14 protein-coding genes are annotated in these 16,653 nt (G+C 77.8%); 7 read left to right on the forward strand and 7 right to left on the reverse strand.

Translation table 11 applies throughout. The features are described 5' to 3' along the window. Window positions 1–208: 208 nt before the first annotated feature. The 3 genes from ACI79X_RS22910 to ACI79X_RS22920 are packed head-to-tail and all read right to left on the reverse strand — an operon-like array spanning window position 209 to window position 3,816. Entirely contained in the window at window positions 209–1,441 is a 1,233-nt protein-coding gene (locus ACI79X_RS22910) for a cytochrome P450 (RefSeq protein ID WP_457027726.1), read from the reverse strand. A gap of 37 nt (window positions 1,442–1,478) precedes the next feature. Then, entirely contained in the window at window positions 1,479–3,113 is a 1,635-nt protein-coding gene (locus ACI79X_RS22915) for an SIR2 family NAD-dependent protein deacylase (RefSeq protein ID WP_457027727.1), read from the reverse strand. Window positions 3,114–3,168: 55 nt separating this feature from the next. Next, the gene (locus tag ACI79X_RS22920; RefSeq protein WP_457027728.1) at window positions 3,169–3,816 is read right to left on the reverse strand and encodes a hypothetical protein; all 648 of its coding nucleotides are present in this window, start codon (window positions 3,814–3,816) and stop codon (window positions 3,169–3,171) included. 118 nt (window positions 3,817–3,934) lie between these two features. Here ACI79X_RS22920 and ACI79X_RS22925 point away from each other — a divergent pair, with 118 nt between their 5' ends. The 3 genes from ACI79X_RS22925 (at window position 3,935) to ACI79X_RS22935 (ending at window position 6,553) form a co-directional block, all read left to right on the forward strand. Then, entirely contained in the window at window positions 3,935–4,777 is an 843-nt protein-coding gene (locus tag ACI79X_RS22925; protein WP_457027729.1) for a DUF1206 domain-containing protein, read from the forward strand. Between the two features lie 82 nt (window positions 4,778–4,859). Next, window positions 4,860–5,696 carry a DUF1206 domain-containing protein gene (locus ACI79X_RS22930; protein WP_457027730.1) on the forward strand — a complete coding sequence of 279 codons (837 nt, stop codon included), beginning with the start codon at window positions 4,860–4,862 and terminating at the stop codon, window positions 5,694–5,696. Further along, window positions 5,693–6,553: a DUF1206 domain-containing protein gene (locus ACI79X_RS22935; RefSeq protein ID WP_457027731.1), complete on the forward strand. Its 861-nt coding sequence runs from the start codon at window positions 5,693–5,695 to the stop codon at window positions 6,551–6,553. Before ACI79X_RS22930 ends, ACI79X_RS22935 begins: the two co-directional genes overlap by 4 nt. Here ACI79X_RS22935 and ACI79X_RS22940 read toward each other — a convergent pair. From ACI79X_RS22940 to ACI79X_RS22950, 3 genes are all read right to left on the reverse strand, one after another. Further along, window positions 6,550–7,311 (reverse strand): SDR family oxidoreductase, encoded by a 762-nt coding sequence (locus ACI79X_RS22940; protein WP_457027732.1) that lies wholly within the window; start codon window positions 7,309–7,311, stop codon window positions 6,550–6,552. The two genes, ACI79X_RS22935 and ACI79X_RS22940, sit on opposite strands and share 4 nt — an antisense overlap. Window positions 7,312–7,404: 93 nt before the next feature. Beyond that, a complete protein-coding gene (locus tag ACI79X_RS22945; RefSeq protein WP_073420826.1) occupies window positions 7,405–8,616 on the reverse strand; it encodes an acetyl-CoA C-acetyltransferase in 1,212 nt (403 codons plus the stop codon). An 82-nt stretch (window positions 8,617–8,698) separates the two neighbouring features. Continuing rightward, a complete protein-coding gene (locus tag ACI79X_RS22950) occupies window positions 8,699–9,067 on the reverse strand; it encodes an STAS domain-containing protein (RefSeq protein WP_457027733.1) in 369 nt (122 codons plus the stop codon). Window positions 9,068–9,303: 236 nt separating this feature from the next. Between ACI79X_RS22950 and ACI79X_RS22955 the strand changes: the two genes are divergently transcribed. Next, window positions 9,304–9,612 (forward strand): hypothetical protein, encoded by a 309-nt coding sequence (locus ACI79X_RS22955; RefSeq protein WP_457027734.1) that lies wholly within the window; start codon window positions 9,304–9,306, stop codon window positions 9,610–9,612. A gap of 269 nt (window positions 9,613–9,881) precedes the next feature. Beyond that, window positions 9,882–10,250: a hypothetical protein gene (locus tag ACI79X_RS22960; protein ID WP_457027735.1), complete on the forward strand. Its 369-nt coding sequence runs from the start codon at window positions 9,882–9,884 to the stop codon at window positions 10,248–10,250. A gap of 21 nt (window positions 10,251–10,271) precedes the next feature. Here ACI79X_RS22960 and ACI79X_RS22965 read toward each other — a convergent pair whose 3' ends face one another. After that, window positions 10,272–13,262: a sacsin N-terminal ATP-binding-like domain-containing protein gene (locus ACI79X_RS22965; protein ID WP_457027736.1), complete on the reverse strand. Its 2,991-nt coding sequence runs from the start codon at window positions 13,260–13,262 to the stop codon at window positions 10,272–10,274. Between the two features lie 143 nt (window positions 13,263–13,405). Between ACI79X_RS22965 and ACI79X_RS22970 the strand changes: the two genes are divergently transcribed. Together ACI79X_RS22970 and ACI79X_RS22975 are read left to right on the forward strand one after the other, a co-directional pair. Then, the gene (locus tag ACI79X_RS22970) at window positions 13,406–14,944 is read left to right on the forward strand and encodes an aldehyde dehydrogenase family protein (protein ID WP_457027737.1); all 1,539 of its coding nucleotides are present in this window, start codon (window positions 13,406–13,408) and stop codon (window positions 14,942–14,944) included. Between the two features lie 23 nt (window positions 14,945–14,967). Then, complete coding sequence (locus ACI79X_RS22975) at window positions 14,968–16,587, forward strand: GMC family oxidoreductase (RefSeq protein ID WP_457027738.1); 1,620 nt, start codon at window positions 14,968–14,970, stop codon at window positions 16,585–16,587. Window positions 16,588–16,653 lie beyond the last annotated feature (66 nt).

Here is a 16,653-nt window from a genome sequence, read left to right on the forward strand (position 1 = left end):
CCCCCCCCCCCCGCCCCCCCCCCCCCCCCCCCCCCCCCCCCCCCCCCCCCCCCCCCCCCCCCCCCCCCCCCCCCCCCCCCCCCCCCCCCCCCCCCCCCCCCCCCCCCCCCCCCCCGGCCCGGGAGGACGAGGCGGCTCAGGAGGACGAGGCGGCTCAGGAGGACGAGGCGGCTCAGGAGGACGAGGCGGCTCAGGAGGACGAGGCGGCTCAGGAGGACGAGGCCACCGGCCGGAGGACGACGCCGCTGGCCGGGCGGGCCGGGATGCGGTGCAGCGCGATGGTGAGGTCCTGGTCGTCGGGGATCTCGAACGGCGCCGCCGCCAGCCGCGGGGCCAGCGTCGCGAGCAGCGCGACGGTGATCTGCTCGCCCGGGCAGCGGTGGTTGGTGCGCGGGTCGCCGCCGCCCTGGGGCACCAGCTCGAACGCGCCGATCTCCCGGCCGAGGAAGCGCTCGGGCCGGAACGCGTAGGGCTCCTCCCACAGCGCCGGGTCGTGGTTCTGCCCGTACAGGTCGAGCAGGACCATCGAGTTCTTCCGGATCGTCTCCCCGCCGAACTCCAGCCGCTGCGCCGCCCGGCCGCCGATGAACGGCGCGAACGGGTAGAACCGCCGCACCTCGTGCGCCCACGCCTCGGCGAACCCCGGGTCGGCCGAGGCGAGCTTGCCGCGGTACCCGGGCCAGCGGGCCAGCGCGTGCCCGCTGAAGGCCATGAACCACGCGACCGCCGTCGTCGGGCGGATGACGTTGAGCAGCTCGACGGCGGCCACCCGCGGGTCGAGCGGCGAGCCGTCGGCGTCGCGGTGCGCCGAGACGACGGCGAGCACCGACCCCTCCGGCGCGGTGAGCTCCCCCGACCGCACGCGCCGCACGACGTCGGCCAGCCAGCGCTCGCGCCGGCCGCGCGCCCGCCGCGCCCGCCAGTGCCGCGGCCCGCCGGTGGCGAACCCGTCGACCATCGCCAGCAGGTCCCGCGTCAGCGCCGGCACCTCGGCGTCGGTCAGGGGGATGCCGGCCCAGCGGGTGACCGACCCGGCGATGACCTCCGCGGAGGCATCGAAGAGCACCACCTGCGGCCGGGTCGCCCACTGGCGCACGGCGTCGTCCCAGGCGGCCGCCGTCCGGCCGGCCAGGGCGTCGATGCCGGCGCCGTCCATCAGCACCGCCACGAACATCGCCTTGCGGACCCGGTGCGCCTCGCCGTCGAGCGTGTGCACCGCGCCCTTGCCGAACAGCGTCCCCTGCACCGGCTCGGGGATGGCGTGCGAGCGGCGCACGTGGGCTTCGTCGTAGAGGAACCGGGCGGCGTCGGGCCCCTCGATCCCCACCGCAGGCAATCCGCCGAGGCGGGTGCCGACGGCCTGGCGCCCGTGAGCGCGGCGCAGGTCCGGCAGCCAGGCGTAGCCCTTGGTGAGGAGGGCCAGGGAGTTCTCGAGGCGCATGCGTCCGCGGTGCCCCGGACGGCGGGGGGCCAACCGCTCAGCCGGGGCGCTGGGTCTGCAGGCGGTCGTCGCGCGGCTCGCTGGCCGCGTCGGCGGGGCCGTCTGAGCCGTCGGGACCTGCCGGGCCGTCGCGGCGCCCCGCGGAGCGGCCGTGCCCGAGCCGGCGCAGCAGCGCGGCCACCTCGCCGGCCGCCGACGTCGTCGCCGCGCCCTCCGGGAGCCGGGCGGCCACCTGCTGCAGCGCCTCGGCGAGGTCGCGCTCGTCGGCGTCGAGCATGCCGCGGTAGGCGGGGTCGAGCAGGTAGCCGGTGGGCGGGGTGGACAGGCAGCCGATGAGGTCGAGCAGCACCTCGAGCCGGCGCGCGGCCTCGGCGGGCGGGGTGCTGCCCCGCGACATCGCGACCGTCACCACGTCCTGTTCCCACAGGCGGCTGCGCGCGGGGTCCTCCCGGAGGGCGAGCACGGTGCCCGTGCGGTGCCGCGGCTCCCGCCCGGGGCCGGAGACGGCGCTGCGCACCTGGTGGGCGATCCGGATGAGGTCGTCGTCGAGCATCGAGGTGCCCACGAACAGCACGTGCCGGGTGAGCAGCAGCGAGTGCAGGACGCCGGCCAGCGCGGCCCGCGAGTCGCCCAGCTGCAGGTACTCCTCGCGCGTGAGGACGACGCTCTCCGGGTGCGCGGCGTCGCCGTGCAGCTTGAGCAGCCACGGCTTGCCCGGCCGCGCCTCGTCGTAGGGCAGCACCGAGAGCTCGCGGCCGATGTCGGCGGCGGCCAGCTCCACCAGCGGGTCGTAGTTCGTCGTCACGAACTCCTGCACCGGCAGGTCGGCGATCAGCGCGTGCGCCAGCGCGTAGGGGCCGGGGCCGAAGCGGTCCTGCACGAACTCCTGCAGCCGGTCGCGGCCGAGCTCGCGGGCCAGCAGCGCGGCGGAGTCCTGCGGCGGCAGCTGCGACAGCCCGGCGCGCAGCTCCTCGTCGAGGCCGGAGCGGCCGGCGAGCTCGCCGAGCAGCTGCTCCCACGTGGGCAGGCCCGCCGCGGCGCTCACCCCGGCGCCGATGAACAGCGCGAGCTGGCCGCGCCGGGCCCGCTCGCCCAGCTGCTCGGCGAGGGTGCGCAGCGGGTCGGGCAGGTCCCAGCCGGTCGGCTCGCCGCGACGGATGCGCTGGGCGGCGGCGAGGTCGCTGGGCCCGCGCAGCACCAGCGCGACGTCGAAGCCGTGCTCGTCGGCGGCCTCGCGCAGCACCGGCAGCAGCTGCTGCAGCAGGTCGCCGCGCCGCCCGGCCGCGCCGCCCCAGCCGGTGCCCAGTGCCGGCAGCCCGACCAGCCGCCGCGCCCGGCCGTGCACCGGCTCGGTCACCTCACGGCGGGCGACCGCGGCCAGCGCCTCCCGGGCGCCGTCGAGCAGCCAGTCCAGGCCGCGGCCGCAGTCGTCGACGGTGTCGAGCAGCCACGCCTGCCGCGGCCCCTCCCCCGGCACGGCGAGCACCCGCTCGTCCCCCGACCAGGCGAGGTCGACGCAGACGCCCTCGTCGTCCTCGTCGACGACCAGGTCGGCCGGCAGCAGGTCGCGCCAGCTCGCGGCCACCCGCAGCGTGCGGCCGGTGGGCACCAGGACGTCGTCGCAGGACAGGCGGGTGAGGTCGGCGCCGACGACGAAGACGTGTCCACTCACGCCGGTCCCCTACCCACCCCGGACCCGGAACGGAACGGGACCGGGGCGTTCCGCGTCAGGCGGAGCCGCAGCCCCCGGCCGAGCAGGCGCAGCCGCCGCAGCCCAGCGGGCGGGTCGGCACCGGCTGCCGCGCCAGGGTGCGCAGCCCCGCCGCGGCCACCAGCAGCGGCACGGCCGCGAGCCCCGTGGCCAGCGCCGCGACCACGGCGGCGACGTCGGCCGCACGGCCGGCGCCCTGCACCAGGGCGGTGGCGGTCAGCAGGCCGCAGACCAGCAGCGCCCACACCAGCAGCGCGGTGCCGCCCCGGCGCGCTGCGCCCCCGCGGGCCAGCGCGACGGTGGCCGCACCGACCAGCGCCAGCGGCACCCCGAGCAGCAGCACCCAGCCGGTGAGCGGGGCGGAGACGGCCGCGACGGCGAGCGCGGCCAGCCCCACGGCGACGGCGAGCCCGCCGGGCAGCACCGTCCCGGCGCGCAGCAGCAGGACACCGCGGGCGGCGGCGAGGACGCCGAGCGCGCCGAGCAGCAGGCGGGCGCCGAGGTCCCCGGTCAGCACCGCGACGACGGCGAGGACGACGAGCGCGACGCCCAGCGCGGCCCGCAGCGGCCAGGCGCGGCGGGCGGCCTCCTGCTCGGTCGGCGCTGCCGCCGCCGTGCGTCCCGGGGTCCGTCCTGCCGCGCGTGCTGCCGTCGGTGTCGCCACGGAGGCCAGTGTCCCGCATCGGCCGGACCGGGCGGCGGCGCACCCGGCGGGCGACCCGGGCGCGTGCGACGCTGCACCGGCCGCGCAGCGCGCCGCGGCCCGGGACGACGGGAGGCACGTGGCCGAGGAGGTCGCCCCCGCCGTCCGGCGTGCCGCGCACAGCCCGGCGCTGCGCCACACCGCCCGCGCCGGCCTGCTCGGCTACGCGCTCATCCACCTGCTCGTCGCCTGGCTCGCCCTCCAGCTGGCCTGGGGTCCGGGCCGGGCCCGCACCGTCGGGCGCTCCGCCGACTCCGCCGGCGCGCTCGACGTGCTGGCCGAGTCCCCGCTCGGCGACGGCCTGCTCTGGACGCTGGCCGCGTCCCTGGCCGGGCTGTGCGCGTGGCAGGCGGTCGAGGTGCTGCGCCACCACCGCGCGGTGCCGCCGCCCGGCCCGCGCCGGCGGGAGGCGCTCGTCCAGGTCGGCAAGACCGGAGGGACGGCGCTGCTCCACGCCTTCCTCGCCGTGTCCGCCGCCCGGGCCGCGCTGGGCGTGCGGTCGGGACGCCGTGAGGAGGAGGAGACGGTGCGCGGGGTGCTCGGCTGGCCGGGCGGTCAGGTGCTCGTGGTCGCCGTCGCGCTGGTCGTCGTCGGCATCGGCGCCTACCACGTGCGCAAGGGCTGGCGGTCGGACTTCCTCGGCGAGATCGACCTGTCCACCGTCTCCCCCGCCCTCCGCGCGCTCACGCACCGCACCGCCCAGGCCGGGTTCGTGCTCAAGGGCGTGGCGCTGGTGCTCGTGGGCGCGGTGGTCGGCTGGGCGGCGGTCACCGTCGACGCCGACAGCGCCACCGGCCTCGACGGCGCCCTCCGCACGGTGGCCACCTCCCCGGTCGGGCCCGCCGCGCTGACCGTCGTCGCCACCGGGCTGGTGGCCTTCGCCGTGTACCTCCTGGCCCGGGCCCGGCACCCCGTCGGCTGAGCCCGCGCGCTCGACCCGCGCGGTGATCGACTCCGTGCCACGCTGAGCGGCGCACGGGGGTGTCACGACGGGAGGCCACACGATGAGCGGTACGGGGTCCGTGACGGGCGCGGCCGGGCGCGCGGGCAACAGCGACGCGCTGGAGAACCTGGCCCGGGTCGGGCTGATCGCGTACGGCGTCGTCCACCTCCTCATCGCCTGGTTGTCCCTCCAGCTGGCCTGGGGCGGGGGCGGGCAGTCCGCCGACCAGTCCGGGGCGCTGGCCACCGTGGCCGACTCCCCGGTCGGCAAGCCGCTGCTGTGGGTGCTGGCGATCGGCCTCGTCGCCCTGGCTCTCTGGCAGGCCGCCGAGGTGCTGCGCTGGCGGTCGGGCTGGTCGGCGTCGGGTGACCAGCGGAAGAAGGCGCTGGGCCGGTCGGGCAAGGCGGTGGCCAAGGCGATCGTCTACCTCGCGCTCGCGGTGGCCGCGTTCCGCGCGGCGAGCGGCGGCGGGCAGTCCAGCTCCGGCCAGCAGCAGACCGCGTCCGGCGTCTTCGGCTGGCCGGCCGGGCGCTGGCTGGTCGGGCTGGTGGGCCTCGTCGTGATCGGCGTCGGGATCTACCACGTGGTCAAGGGCGTGACGAAGAAGTTCCTCGAGCAGGTGGACCTGTCCTCGGCACCGCAGTCGGCACGTCGGACGGTCACCCGCCTCGGGCAGGTCGGCTACCCGGCCAAGGGCGTCGCGCTCGGCGTGGTCGGCGTCCTGTTCGTCTGGGCCGCGGTCACCTTCGACCCCGCCAAGGCCTCGGGACTCGACGGCGCCATGCGCACCATCCTCGACGCGCCCTTCGGCCGGGTCCTGCTCACGCTGGTCGCGCTCGGCATCGCCGCGTTCGGCGCCTTCTGCTTCGTCCGTGCCCGCTACCCCGAGCGGACGTGACGGGCGGACTCCTCGCGCGGGTGCACCGCGCGGTCACCGCCGCCCGCGAGGTCACCGACCACCCCGTCCTGCGCGCGCTCGCCCGGGTCGGGCTGGTCGCCTACGGCGTGGTGCACCTGCTCATCGCCTGGCTGACCTGGCGGGTGTCCCGGGGCGCGGAGGAGGCCGACGCCGACCAGACCGGGGCGCTGCACGCGGTCGCCGGCACCCCCGGCGGCGGGGGGCTGCTGTGGGCGATCGGGCTGGGACTGCTGGCGCTGGCGCTGTGGCAGGCCGGCGAGGTGCTGCTGTGGTGGCGCGGCCTGCTCGACCCGGCGCACCGGGTCCGCACCGCCGTCGTCTGCGCCAAGTGCCTGGCCAAGGCCGCCGTCTACGCCGTCCTGGGCGTCACGGCGCTGCTGTTCGGCATCGGTGCTGAGTACGAGGCCGGCGCGCGGCTGCGGGAGCTCACCGGCGAGACGCTGGAGGTCCCCGGCGGCGCGGTGGCGGTGGGCGCCGCGGCGGTCGGCATCGTCGCGCTCGGCCTCTACTCGCTGTGGCGCGGGGCCACCGGCGGCTTTATGAAGGACGTCGACCTGCCCGCCGCGCCGGACCGCTTCGAGCCGGTGATCGAGGTGATCGGCCGGGTCGGGTACGCGGCCAAGGGCGTGGCGTTCGGCGTCGTCGGGGTGCTCCTGTTCCGCGCCGCGACGACGGCCGACGTCTCCACCGCCACCGGCCTCGACGGCGCCATGACGGCGATCGGCCGGACGGGCGCGGGCCCGGCGCTGCTGGTCGTCGTCGCGGCCGGGTTCGCCGCGTTCGGCGTCTACGCCCTGGCCCGCGCCCGCTATCCCGACCGCGACCCCTCGTCCTAGGTGCGGGGGCCGCCGGCGACGTAGACGACCTGCCCGGACACGAAGCCCGCGCCCTCGCTGACGAAGAACGAGACGGTGTGCGCGATGTCCTCGGGCACGCCGGCGCGGGCCACCGGGATGGCGGCGGCGCGCTCGGCCACGTACTCGTCCCAGTCGCGGCCGATGCGCTCGGCGGTGGCCTTGGTCATCTCGGTCTGGATGAAGCCGGGCGCGATGGCGTTGGCGGTGACGCCGAACTTGCCGAGCTCGATGGCGAGGGTCTTGGTGAAGCCCTGCAGGCCGGCCTTGGCGGTGGCGTAGTTGGCCTGCCCGCGGTTGCCCAGCGCCGAGGTGCTCGACAGGTTCACGACCCGGCCCCACCCGGCCTCGACCATGTACCTCTGGCACGCGCGCGTCATGAGGAACGAGCCGCGCAGGTGCACGTGCATGACCAGGTCCCAGTCGGCGTCGGTCATCTTGAACAGCATGTTGTCGCGGGTGACGCCCGCGTTGTTGACCAGGACGACGGGCGGGCCGAGTTCGGCGGCGATCCGGTCGACGGCGGCCTGCACCTGCTCGGCGTCGCCGACGTCGGCCCCCACCCCCAGCGCGCGCCCGCCGGCGGCCTCGATCGCCTGCACGGTGCCGGCGGTGGAGGCCTCGTCGAGGTCGAGCACGGCGACGGCGAACCCGTCGGTGGCCAGGCGCAGCGCGGTGGCCGCGCCGATGCCGCGGGCGGCGCCGGTGACGATCGCGACGCGGGCGGGGGTCTCGCTCATGGGGAGGCTCTCCTCGGGGTCGGGGGCTGCCGGCCGATCATGCCGGGCAGCCCCCGGACACGCCGGGCGAGGGTGTCACACGCCGGAGGGGTGTTACACCCGCTCGAGCACCGCGGCCAGGCCCTGCCCGCCGCCGATGCACATCGTCTCCAGGCCGTAGCGGGCACCGCGGCGGTCCATCTCGCGGGTGAGCGTGGCGAGGATGCGCCCGCCGGTGGCGCCGACCGGGTGGCCGAGCGAGATGCCGGAGCCGTTGACGTTGGTGCGCTCGAAGTCGGACTCGGTGAAGCCCCACTCGCGGGTCACGGCCAGCACCTGGCTGGCGAAGGCCTCGTTGAGCTCGATGAGGTCGATGTCGGAGAGCTTGAGGCCGGCGAGCTCGAGCGCCTTCGCCGTCGCGGGGACCGGGCCGATGCCCATGGTCCGCGGCGGGACGCCGGCCACCGCCCAGGACACGACCCGGGCCAGCGGGCGCAGCCCGTACTCGGCGGCCTTCTCCGGCGAGGTGACCACGCAGACGGCGGCGCCGTCGTTCTGGCCGCTGGCGTTGCCGGCGGTGACGGTGGCCTCCGGGTCGTCCTTGCCCATGATCGGGCGGAGCTTGGCGAGGGTCTCGACGTTCGAGTCGGGGCGGATGTGCTCGTCGCGCTCGACGACGGTGTCGCCCTTGCGGCCCTTGATGGTCACCGGGACGACCTCGTCGGCGAAGCGGCCCTCGGCGGTGGCGGCGGCGGCGCGCTGGTGGCTGCGGACGGAGTACTCGTCCTGCTCCTCGCGGCTGATCGAGTACTCCCGGCGCAGGTTCTCGGCGGTCTCGAGCATGCCGCCGGGCACCGGGTGGTTCACGCCGCCGGCGGTGACGCGGCCGCGGGCCAGGCCGTCCTGCAGCAGCACGCCGGGGCCGGCCTTGACGCCCCAGCGCATCGCGGTCGAGTAGAAGGGCGCGTTGCTCATCGATTCCGCGCCGCCGGCCAGGACGACGTCGGCGGCGCCGGTCTGCACCGACATGGCGGCGTAGAGCACGGCCTGCAGGCCCGAGCCGCAGCGGCGGTCGATCTGCAGGCCCGAGGCGGTCACCGGCAGGCCCGCGTTCAGCGCGGCGACGCGGCCGATCGCCGGCGCCTCCATGGTCGGGTAGCAGTGGCCGAGCAGGACGTCGTCGACCGACTCCGGCGGCAGGCCGGTGCGCTGCATGAGCGCCTCGATGACGGTCGTGGCCAGGTCCTGCACGGGGACGTCCCGCAGGGACCCCCCGAAGCCCCCGACCGGGGTCCGCAGCGGCTCACAGATGACCGCGTCACGCACGGCGTCCTCCTCGGCTCCGGCGGGCACGGTCCCGCACCGACGCCGAGTGTGCCCCCCGTCGCGGGGAGCCGCGCAGGAGGGTTCAGGCGGCGCCGGCGGCGCCGGGCTGGACGGTCTCGCAGCCCAGCAGGTCCCACAGGCCGGTGACCTGCAGCGCGCGGGTGACCGCGCGGGTGGCGACCAGGACGCGCAGCTGGACGCCGGCCTGGTCGGCGGTGCGGTGCGCGACGGCCAGGGCGGAGAGCCCGGCGGAGTCCAGGAAGGTGACCGCCTCGAGGTCCACGGTGACCCCGCGCGGACCGTCGGCGAAGGCGCCGTCGAGGGCCCGGCGCAGGGCCGGGGCGGTGGAGCAGTCCACCTCGCCGGCACAGACGATGCGCAGGGCGCCGTCCACGGGGACGGTGTCGACGGTCAGGAGTTCGCTGGTGGGCCCAGGGGAGACAGTGGTCACGGTGCGCCTCTCGGTCGAGGGCGAACCCGTGCGGAGGACAGCGGCTGGGTAGCCGTACCAAAGCGCGGAGTCCGGGAGGACGAGCACGGCTGATGTTGAACCGCACCTCGGACGGTATGCGCGGGGCAGGTGGGACGCAAGGGTCCCGCCGGTGTGTCCCCGGCCCGACACCCGCCGTCCACCTGCGGTGGGACGACAGCGGCCGCCTCCTCCGCGGGACGGGGATACTGGTCTCCGTGAACGGTCGGTTGGCCCTGGCGGGCGTGGTCTGGGCGACGGTCTCGGTCGTCGCGTTCGTCGCCATCGGCAACGTCATCGTGGCGGCCGGCCTGGTCGTGTTCGGGTTCGTGCTCCTGGTCGTGCTGGCGATGGCCAGCGACTGGGACAGCCACCCCGACTTCGAGGAGCGCGAGCTGCTCCGCTCCCGCCGGCGCAAGGAGAAGTGGGACCGCAGCGCCGGTGCGCGGGCCCGCGACCGGCAGCGCTGGGAGGCCCACCAGGCGCGCCAGGCGGAGAAGGCCGCGCGGCAGTCCCGGCAGGACTGAGCGCCGCCCGCAGACAGCCGGGAGGCGGCCGGGAAAACCCGTGGACGGCGCCCGAGGGGCGGTCCTACGGTCGTCGTCATGCGCCTCTGAGTCCTCTCGCGACCGAGTCCTCTCGCGACTGGGTCCGCTCGTCGACGACGCCCGCGTCTCTCCCCGACGCCCGCGGGTCGAGCCCCGGCTCCCCGCTCCCCTCCCGCCCGTCCCCCGGGCGCGCCCCTGCCTGGCTGCCGGCTGCCCGCGGCCGGTCCGACCTCCACCCGGAGGCCTCCGTGTCACGTCCCCTGCGTCCCCTCTCCCCCGCGGCCGCCGCCGCCCGCGCCGCGCTGCCCGCCGACGACGGCGCCGCGTTCGACCGGCTCGCGTCGGCCGTGCTCGCCTCGCCGTCGGCCGCGCTCGGCGCCGTGCTGCGCGCCCAGCTCCCCGGCACGGCCGGCATCCGCTGGCTGCGCACGGCGGGCCTGCCGCCGACCACCCGGGCGTCCGCGCTCACGGCCGGCCAGTGGTCGTCGCTGTACGAGTGCTGGCGGGCCACCGCGCCGGCCCCCTCCGCCGGCGGCCCCGCCGGCCGGCGGGTCGGCGGGCGGACCTCCGCGCACGGGCACGCCCCGGGCGCGATGGCCGCCCCGCGCTGGCACTGACCCGCCCCGGGCCCGGCCCGGTCAGCTGATCCCGTCCTCCGCGGCGAGGTCGGCCGACCGGCCGGGCTCGGCGAACGCCTCGGCCAGCGCCTGGCGCAGCGGCCACGCGCCGTGCCGCCAGGCCAGCGCCCGCCCGAGCGCGGCGGGGCTGCCGTCGACGGCGTCCGGCCGGCCGTCGGTCCCGGGCCACCAGGCCACCGGCCGCCCGCCCGCGAGCAGCGGCGCGTGCACCTCCACCTCTCCCTCCAGCCGCACCGTCCCCAGCCGCGCCGCGGCCAGGTCCGCGCCGGGCAGGTCGGCCCACGCGTGCCGGCTCCCCGGCGTGCTCTCCACCGACACCCGCACCCGCTCGCTCAGCAGCGGCAGGTCCAGCAGGTCGGCGACCGCGCCGGGCGCGCCGCCGGCGGACACCAGCGGCCCGTCGGCCAGTGGCTGCAACCACGGCGCGTCGAGGACGGCGACCGGCTCGCGCCCGGGGTCGGCGACCCGGTCCGGCGCCACCCGCACCCGTTCCGGCGGGTCGACGTCGAGGCCGTCGAGCGCCGCCGCGAGCCGCGCGTGGACGTCGCGCAGCACCGCCGCGGGCACCGTGCGGGCCGGGTCGCCGAGCCGGTCGAGCAGGTCGGCGGCGGCGTCGGGGTCGGCGAGCACGTCGTCGACGGTCGCCGGCGGCCGCAGCCGCGCGAGCACCTCCGGTGCGGCCCGCGCCGGTTCGTACAGCCCCTGCAGCTGCGTGGCCTCCGGGTGGCGGAGCCGTCCGGGCCGCTGCCCGTCGAGCACCGGGTGGGTGGCCAGCCACCAGCGCAGGTGACAGGGCGCCGCGACCCCGTCGAGCACGACGTCGGCCCACGCCTCGTCGGGCAGCGCGGTCAGCAGCGGCAGCGCTCCGGCCCAGTCGGCGACCAGGTCGAGGTCGCGCACGGTGGTCAGCGGCGGCCACGACGGCGGCGTCCCGGGCGGCAGCCGGTCGAGGACGGCGTCGGCCCACTCGCCCGCGCCGTCGACGTCGAGGTCGTCGGGGTCCTCGGCGCGGACCAGCGCGAAGGTGGACAGCACCCCGGCGGCCCGCAGCGCGGCGGGGTCGTGCGCCGCGGCGAACGCCGGGTCGAGGGTGCCGAGCGCGCCGTCCTCCAGCACGGCCGCGAGCGGCGCGCCGGGCAGCAGCAGCTCCCCGGCCGGCGCCCAGGCGCCGTCGTCGTCGGGCAGGGCGAGCTCGGCCAGCCACGGCAGCTCCCCCGGCGCCGTCCCGGCCGCGGCGACCAGCGCGAGGACGGCGTCGGCGAGGTCGGCGGGGTCGCCGTCGTCGAAGCCCTCGTCGACGGCGTCCACGGACTCCTCGACGGCGGCGCGCACCGCGGGGTCGGCGAGCACGGCGGCGGCGGTGGCCGGTCGGGCGCCGAGCCGCTCGAGCAGCCGGCGCGCGGCGGGCGGGGCCACGGCGTCGGGGTGCGCGATCCGCAGCGACAGCGGCCCGAGCCGGTCGACGGGGAGGTCCTCGCCGGCCAGCAGCACCCCGGCCGGCCCCGGCGCGGTGCGGCCGTCGGCGAGCGGCACCGGCAGCGCGCCGAGCTCCTCGCGGTCGGCGGTCCCGAACGCCGCGTAGAGGCGCGCCCACCACGCCGGCGGCCGCGCGATGCCGGCGACCGCCTCGACGACGCCGGCCGGTCCCACCCGGCGGACGCCGAGCGCGGCCAGCGCCGGGGCGGCGTCGCGGCGGGCCCAGCCGGCCGGGAGCAGCCCGGGCACCACGCCGGTGAGGGCGCCGACGCGGTCGCCGGCGTCGTCGTCGAGCACGGCGGCCCGGCCGGGGGTCTGCCGGGTGTCACCGCCGGCGACGGGCAGCCAGGCGGCCGCGCGCAGCCGGCCGAGGACGGCCGAGCCGAGGTCGGCATCGAGCTCGGCGGCGGCCAGCCCGACGCGCGGGACGAGCGCCAACACGGCGGGGTGGGCGGGCAGTGCGGTCACCAGGTCGGCGAGGGTCCGCGCCGCGACGTCGACGAAGGCGGCGGTGACCGGCCCGGGCGCCACGTGCCGGCGGTCGGGGCCGAGCGGGAACGGGGCGACCAGCCGGGCCGGCAGCGACAGCGGCTCGTCGCTCGGCGTCGGCGCGTGCACCACCTGGCGGCCGGGCAGCGGCACCGGGCGGCCCTCGTCGTCGAGGGGCACGGCCCAGGTGACGGTGTAGCCGCGCCGGGCGCGCTCCTCCACGGGCCGGTCGGCGAGCAGCGCCGCGGGGAGCTCGCCGGTGCGCTCGGCGAGCCGCCAGACGGTGGCGCGGTCGCCGTCGCGGACCCGGGCCAGCGGCGGGGTGCGCGTGCACCCGAGGGTCCGCACGGCGCCGTCGACGACGACCTCGACCTCCGCCAGGCCCGGCAGCGCGAGCAGCAGCTCGGCCTCGAGCTCCTGCAGCGCGGTGCGGACCGCCGCCCGGGCGCCGGCGCGCAGCGGGAGCACGACCTCGGTGGCGAAGCCCTCGGGCGGCGCGCCCTCGGCCGGCCACGCCAGCCGGAGCACCGGCACCGCGCCCTCCCGGCGGGCCAGCTCCCCGGCGAGCGCGGGGACGGCGGCCACCTCGGCCCGGGTGCGCCCGGCGCTGAACCGCACGCCGCCGGAGAGCGAGTGCACGGCCGGTTCGTCACTGACGGCGAGCACGGCGGCGAACCCCACCCCGAAGCGACCGACCGTGGCCTCCTGGTCCCGCTTCGCCGACGCGCGCAGGCTCGCCAGCCCGGCCACGCCGCCGGCGTCCAGCGGCGCCCCGGTGTTGGCGGCGTGCAGCACCTCTCCCCCGCCCCCGACGGCCGCGAGCTCCAGCCGCAGCCGGCCCGGGACGCCCGCGCGGACGGCGGCGTCGGCGGCGTTCTGCGCGAGCTCGACCAGCAGCCGGTCGCGGTAGCCGCCGCGGACGAGGTCCTCCTCGGCGTTGGCGTCCTCGCGGAAGCGCGCCGGGGAGTCGGCCCACGCGGCGAGCACCCGGCGGCGCAGCGCGGCGGTGTCGAAGGGGTCGGACACGGTACGAGCATCGCAGTGATGGACGGTCCCCGGAGGGGTCCGGAGGTCGGCCCCGTCCGGAGGCTCGCGCCGAGCTCGCCAGGCGGGAGAGGGACGGGGTCCTTTCGCTACGCGCCGGTAACTTGCGGGGTAACCTGCGCCACATGTCGCTCGCCGAGCAGTTGGACACGGTCACCGACGCCGCCGCCGGCACGGTCGACCGGCACGCCACCACCGAGACCTTCGAGTCGACGAACCCGGCCACCGGGGCGGTCGTCGGCGTCTTCCCCGTGCACGACACCGACGCCGTGCGGGAGACCGTGGAGCGCGCCCGCCCGGCCGCGCAGCGGTGGGCCGAGCTCGGCTTCGACGGCCGGCGCGAGCGGCTGGCCGCCTACCGCGGCTACCTGGCCCGGCGCATGCACGAGCTGGCCGACCTGGTGCACCGGGAGAACGGCAAGCCGCACGCCGACGCGATCCTCGAGATCACCCTGGCGATCGACCACCTGGCCTGGGCCGGGGCGCACGCGCGGAAGACGCTCGGCCCGCGCCGGGTGCGCGCCGGGATGCTCGCGGCCAACCACGCCGCCTACCTGGAGTACCAGCCCCTCGGCGTCGTCGGCGTGATCGGCCCGTGGAACTACCCGGTGTTCACGCCGATGGGCTCGATCGCCTACGCGCTGGCCGCCGGCAACGCCGTCGTCTTCAAGCCCTCCGAGTACACCCCGGCCGTCGGCGCCTGGCTGGCCGCCGCGTGGCGCGCCGCCGTCCCCGACGCCGCCGACGCCTTCCAGGTGGTCACCGGCCACGGCGAGACGGGCGCGGCGCTGTGCCGGGCCGGCGTCGGCAAGCTGGCCTTCACCGGCTCGGCGCCCACCGGCCGCAAGGTCATGGCCGCCTGCGCCGAGACGCTCACGCCGGTGCTCATGGAGCTCGGCGGCAAGGACGCGATGATCGTCGACGACGACGCCGACGTGGCCGCCGCCGCCGACGCCGCCGTCTGGGGCGCGATGAGCAACGCCGGGCAGACCTGCATCGGCATCGAGCGGGTCTACGTGGCCTCCCCCGTGTACGACCGGTTCGTCGCCGAGGTGACCGAGCGCGTGCAGGGGCTGCGCCCGGGCTCCGACGACGAGGCCGCCTACGGGCCGATGACGATGGCCTCGCAGGCCGACGTCGTCCGCCGCCACCTCGACGACGCGACGTCCTCGGGCGGGCGAGCCGTCCTCGGCGGCACGCTCGACGGCGGGTTCGTCGCGCCGACCGTGCTGCTCGACGTGCCCGAGTCCTCGGCGGCCGTGCGGGAGGAGACGTTCGGCCCGACGCTGACGATCACCCGGGTGCGTGACGCCGAGGAGGCGCTGGAGCGCACCAACGCGACGTCGTACGGGCTGGCCGGCGCGGTGTTCTCCCGGTCGAAGGCGCGCGCGATGGACCTCGCCCGCCGGATGCGCAGCGGCATGACCAGCGTGAACTCGGTGCTCACCTTCGCCTCGGTGCCGGCGCTGCCCTTCGGCGGCGTGGGCGAGAGCGGGTTCGGCCGGATCCACGGCGAGGACGGGCTCAAGGAGTTCACCCGGGCCAAGGCGATCACCCGCCAGCGCTACGCCCTGCCGGTGAACCTCATGTCCTTCACCCGCCCGCCGGCCGCGGCCGACGCGCTGGCGCGGGTCATGGGCATGGTGCACGGGCGGCACCGGTGAGCGGTGTGCGGGCCTCGGCACCGGTGGACGCTGACGCGCGCGACGGGTTCGACGTCGTCGTCGTCGGGGCGGGCTCGGCCGGGTGCGCGCTGGCCGCCCGGCTGACCGAGGACCCCTCGGTGCGGGTGCTGCTGCTGGAGGCCGGCGGGTCCGACGACGTCCTCGAGGTGCAGGTCCCGGCCGCGATGTACAAGGTCTGGCGCACCCGGCGGGACTGGAACTACACGACCGGGCCGCAGCCGGGCCTGGGCGGCCGGGAGCTGTTCTGGCCGCGCGGCAAGCTGCTGGGCGGGTCGTCCTCGATCAACGCGATGATCTACATCCGGGGCGCGGCGGCCGACTACGACGAGTGGGCGCGGCTGACCGGCGACCCGTCGTGGTCCCACGACGCGGTGCTGCCGCTGTTCCGCCGGATGGAGGACAACGCGCGCGGCGCCGACCGCTTCCACGGCGTCGGCGGGCCGCTGCGGGTGGAGGACCTGCGCTCGCCGCACCCGTGGACGCGCGCGGTGGTCGAGTCGGCGGTGGCCGCCGGGTACCCGCGCAACGACGACTTCAACGGCGCCGCGCAGGAGGGCGTCGGGCAGTACCAGGTGACGCAGCGGCGGGGCCGGCGGTGGTCGGCCGCCGACGCCTACCTGCGCCCGGCCCTGGGCCGGCCCAACCTGACCGTGCTCACCGGCGCGCTCACCACCCGGGTGCTGGTCTCCGGCGGGCGGGCCACCGGCGTCGAGTACCGGCGCGGCGGGCAGGTGCACACCGCGCACGCGTCGGCCGAGGTGGCGCTCTGCGGCGGCGCGGTGAACTCGCCGCAGCTGCTCATGCTCTCGGGCATCGGGCCGGCCGCGCACCTGCGCGAGGTCGGCGTCGACGTCGTCCACGACCTGCCCGGCGTCGGCGGCGGGCTGCAGGACCACCCGCTGGTGCCGGTCATCTGGAACGTGCGGTCCGGGAAGTCGCTGCTCCGGGCGGAGTCGCCGTCGGGGTACGCGCGGTGGTTCGGCGCGCGGCGCGGGCCGCTGTCGTCGAACCTGGCCGAGGCCGGGCTGTTCACCCGCTCGCGGCCCGACCTCGGCCAGCCCGACCTGCAGTACCACTTCCTGCCGGTCAAGTTCTGGCGGCAGGCGGAGGTCGACCCCGACGTCGACGCCTTCACCGCCGCCGCCGTCCTGGTGCACGTGCACTCGCGCGGGTCGGTGCGGCTGCGCTCGGCCGACCCGGCCTGGGCCCCGGCCATCGACGCCGGCTACCTCACCGACGAGCGCGACCTCGACGCGCTGGTCACCGGTGTGGAGAAGGCGCGGGAGATCGCCGCGGTGGGACCGCTGGCGCAGGTGCTGGCCGGGGAGTGGTCGCCGGGCGGCACCGTGACGGGCCGCGAGGCCCTGCGGGCGAAGGTGCGGGAGACGCTGGAGTCGCTGTACCACCCGGTGTCCTCGTGCCGGATGGGCACCGACGACGACGCCGTCGTCGACCCGCAGCTGCGCGTGCGCGGGCTCGACGGCCTGCGCGTGGTCGACGCCTCGGTGATGCCGACGCTGGTCCGCGGCAACACGAACGCGCCCACGATCATGATCGCCGAGCGCGCCGCCGACCTGCTGTCCGGCCGCGCCGTCGACCCGGCCCTCGCCGCCACCGCCTGACCCCCGCCCGGACGCCGCGTTGCCGGCGTTCCTCGAGCATCGCGGGTCCTGCAGGACCCGCGATGC

It is taken from the genome of Geodermatophilus sp. SYSU D01119 (assembly GCF_054049975.1).

Bases quoted from the DNA above. Each gene is read 5' to 3' on its own strand.
- ACI79X_RS22970 (WP_457027737.1), top strand. From the start codon at position 13,406: ATGTCGCTCGCCGAGCAGTTGGACACGGTCACCGACGCCGCCGCCGGC.
- ACI79X_RS22910 (WP_457027726.1), bottom strand. From the start codon at position 1,441: ATGCGCCTCGAGAACTCCCTGGCCCTCCTCACCAAGGGCTACGCCTGG.
- ACI79X_RS22940 (WP_457027732.1), bottom strand. From the start codon at position 7,311: ATGAGCGAGACCCCCGCCCGCGTCGCGATCGTCACCGGCGCCGCCCGC.
- ACI79X_RS22930 (WP_457027730.1), top strand. From the start codon at position 4,860: ATGAGCGGTACGGGGTCCGTGACGGGCGCGGCCGGGCGCGCGGGCAAC.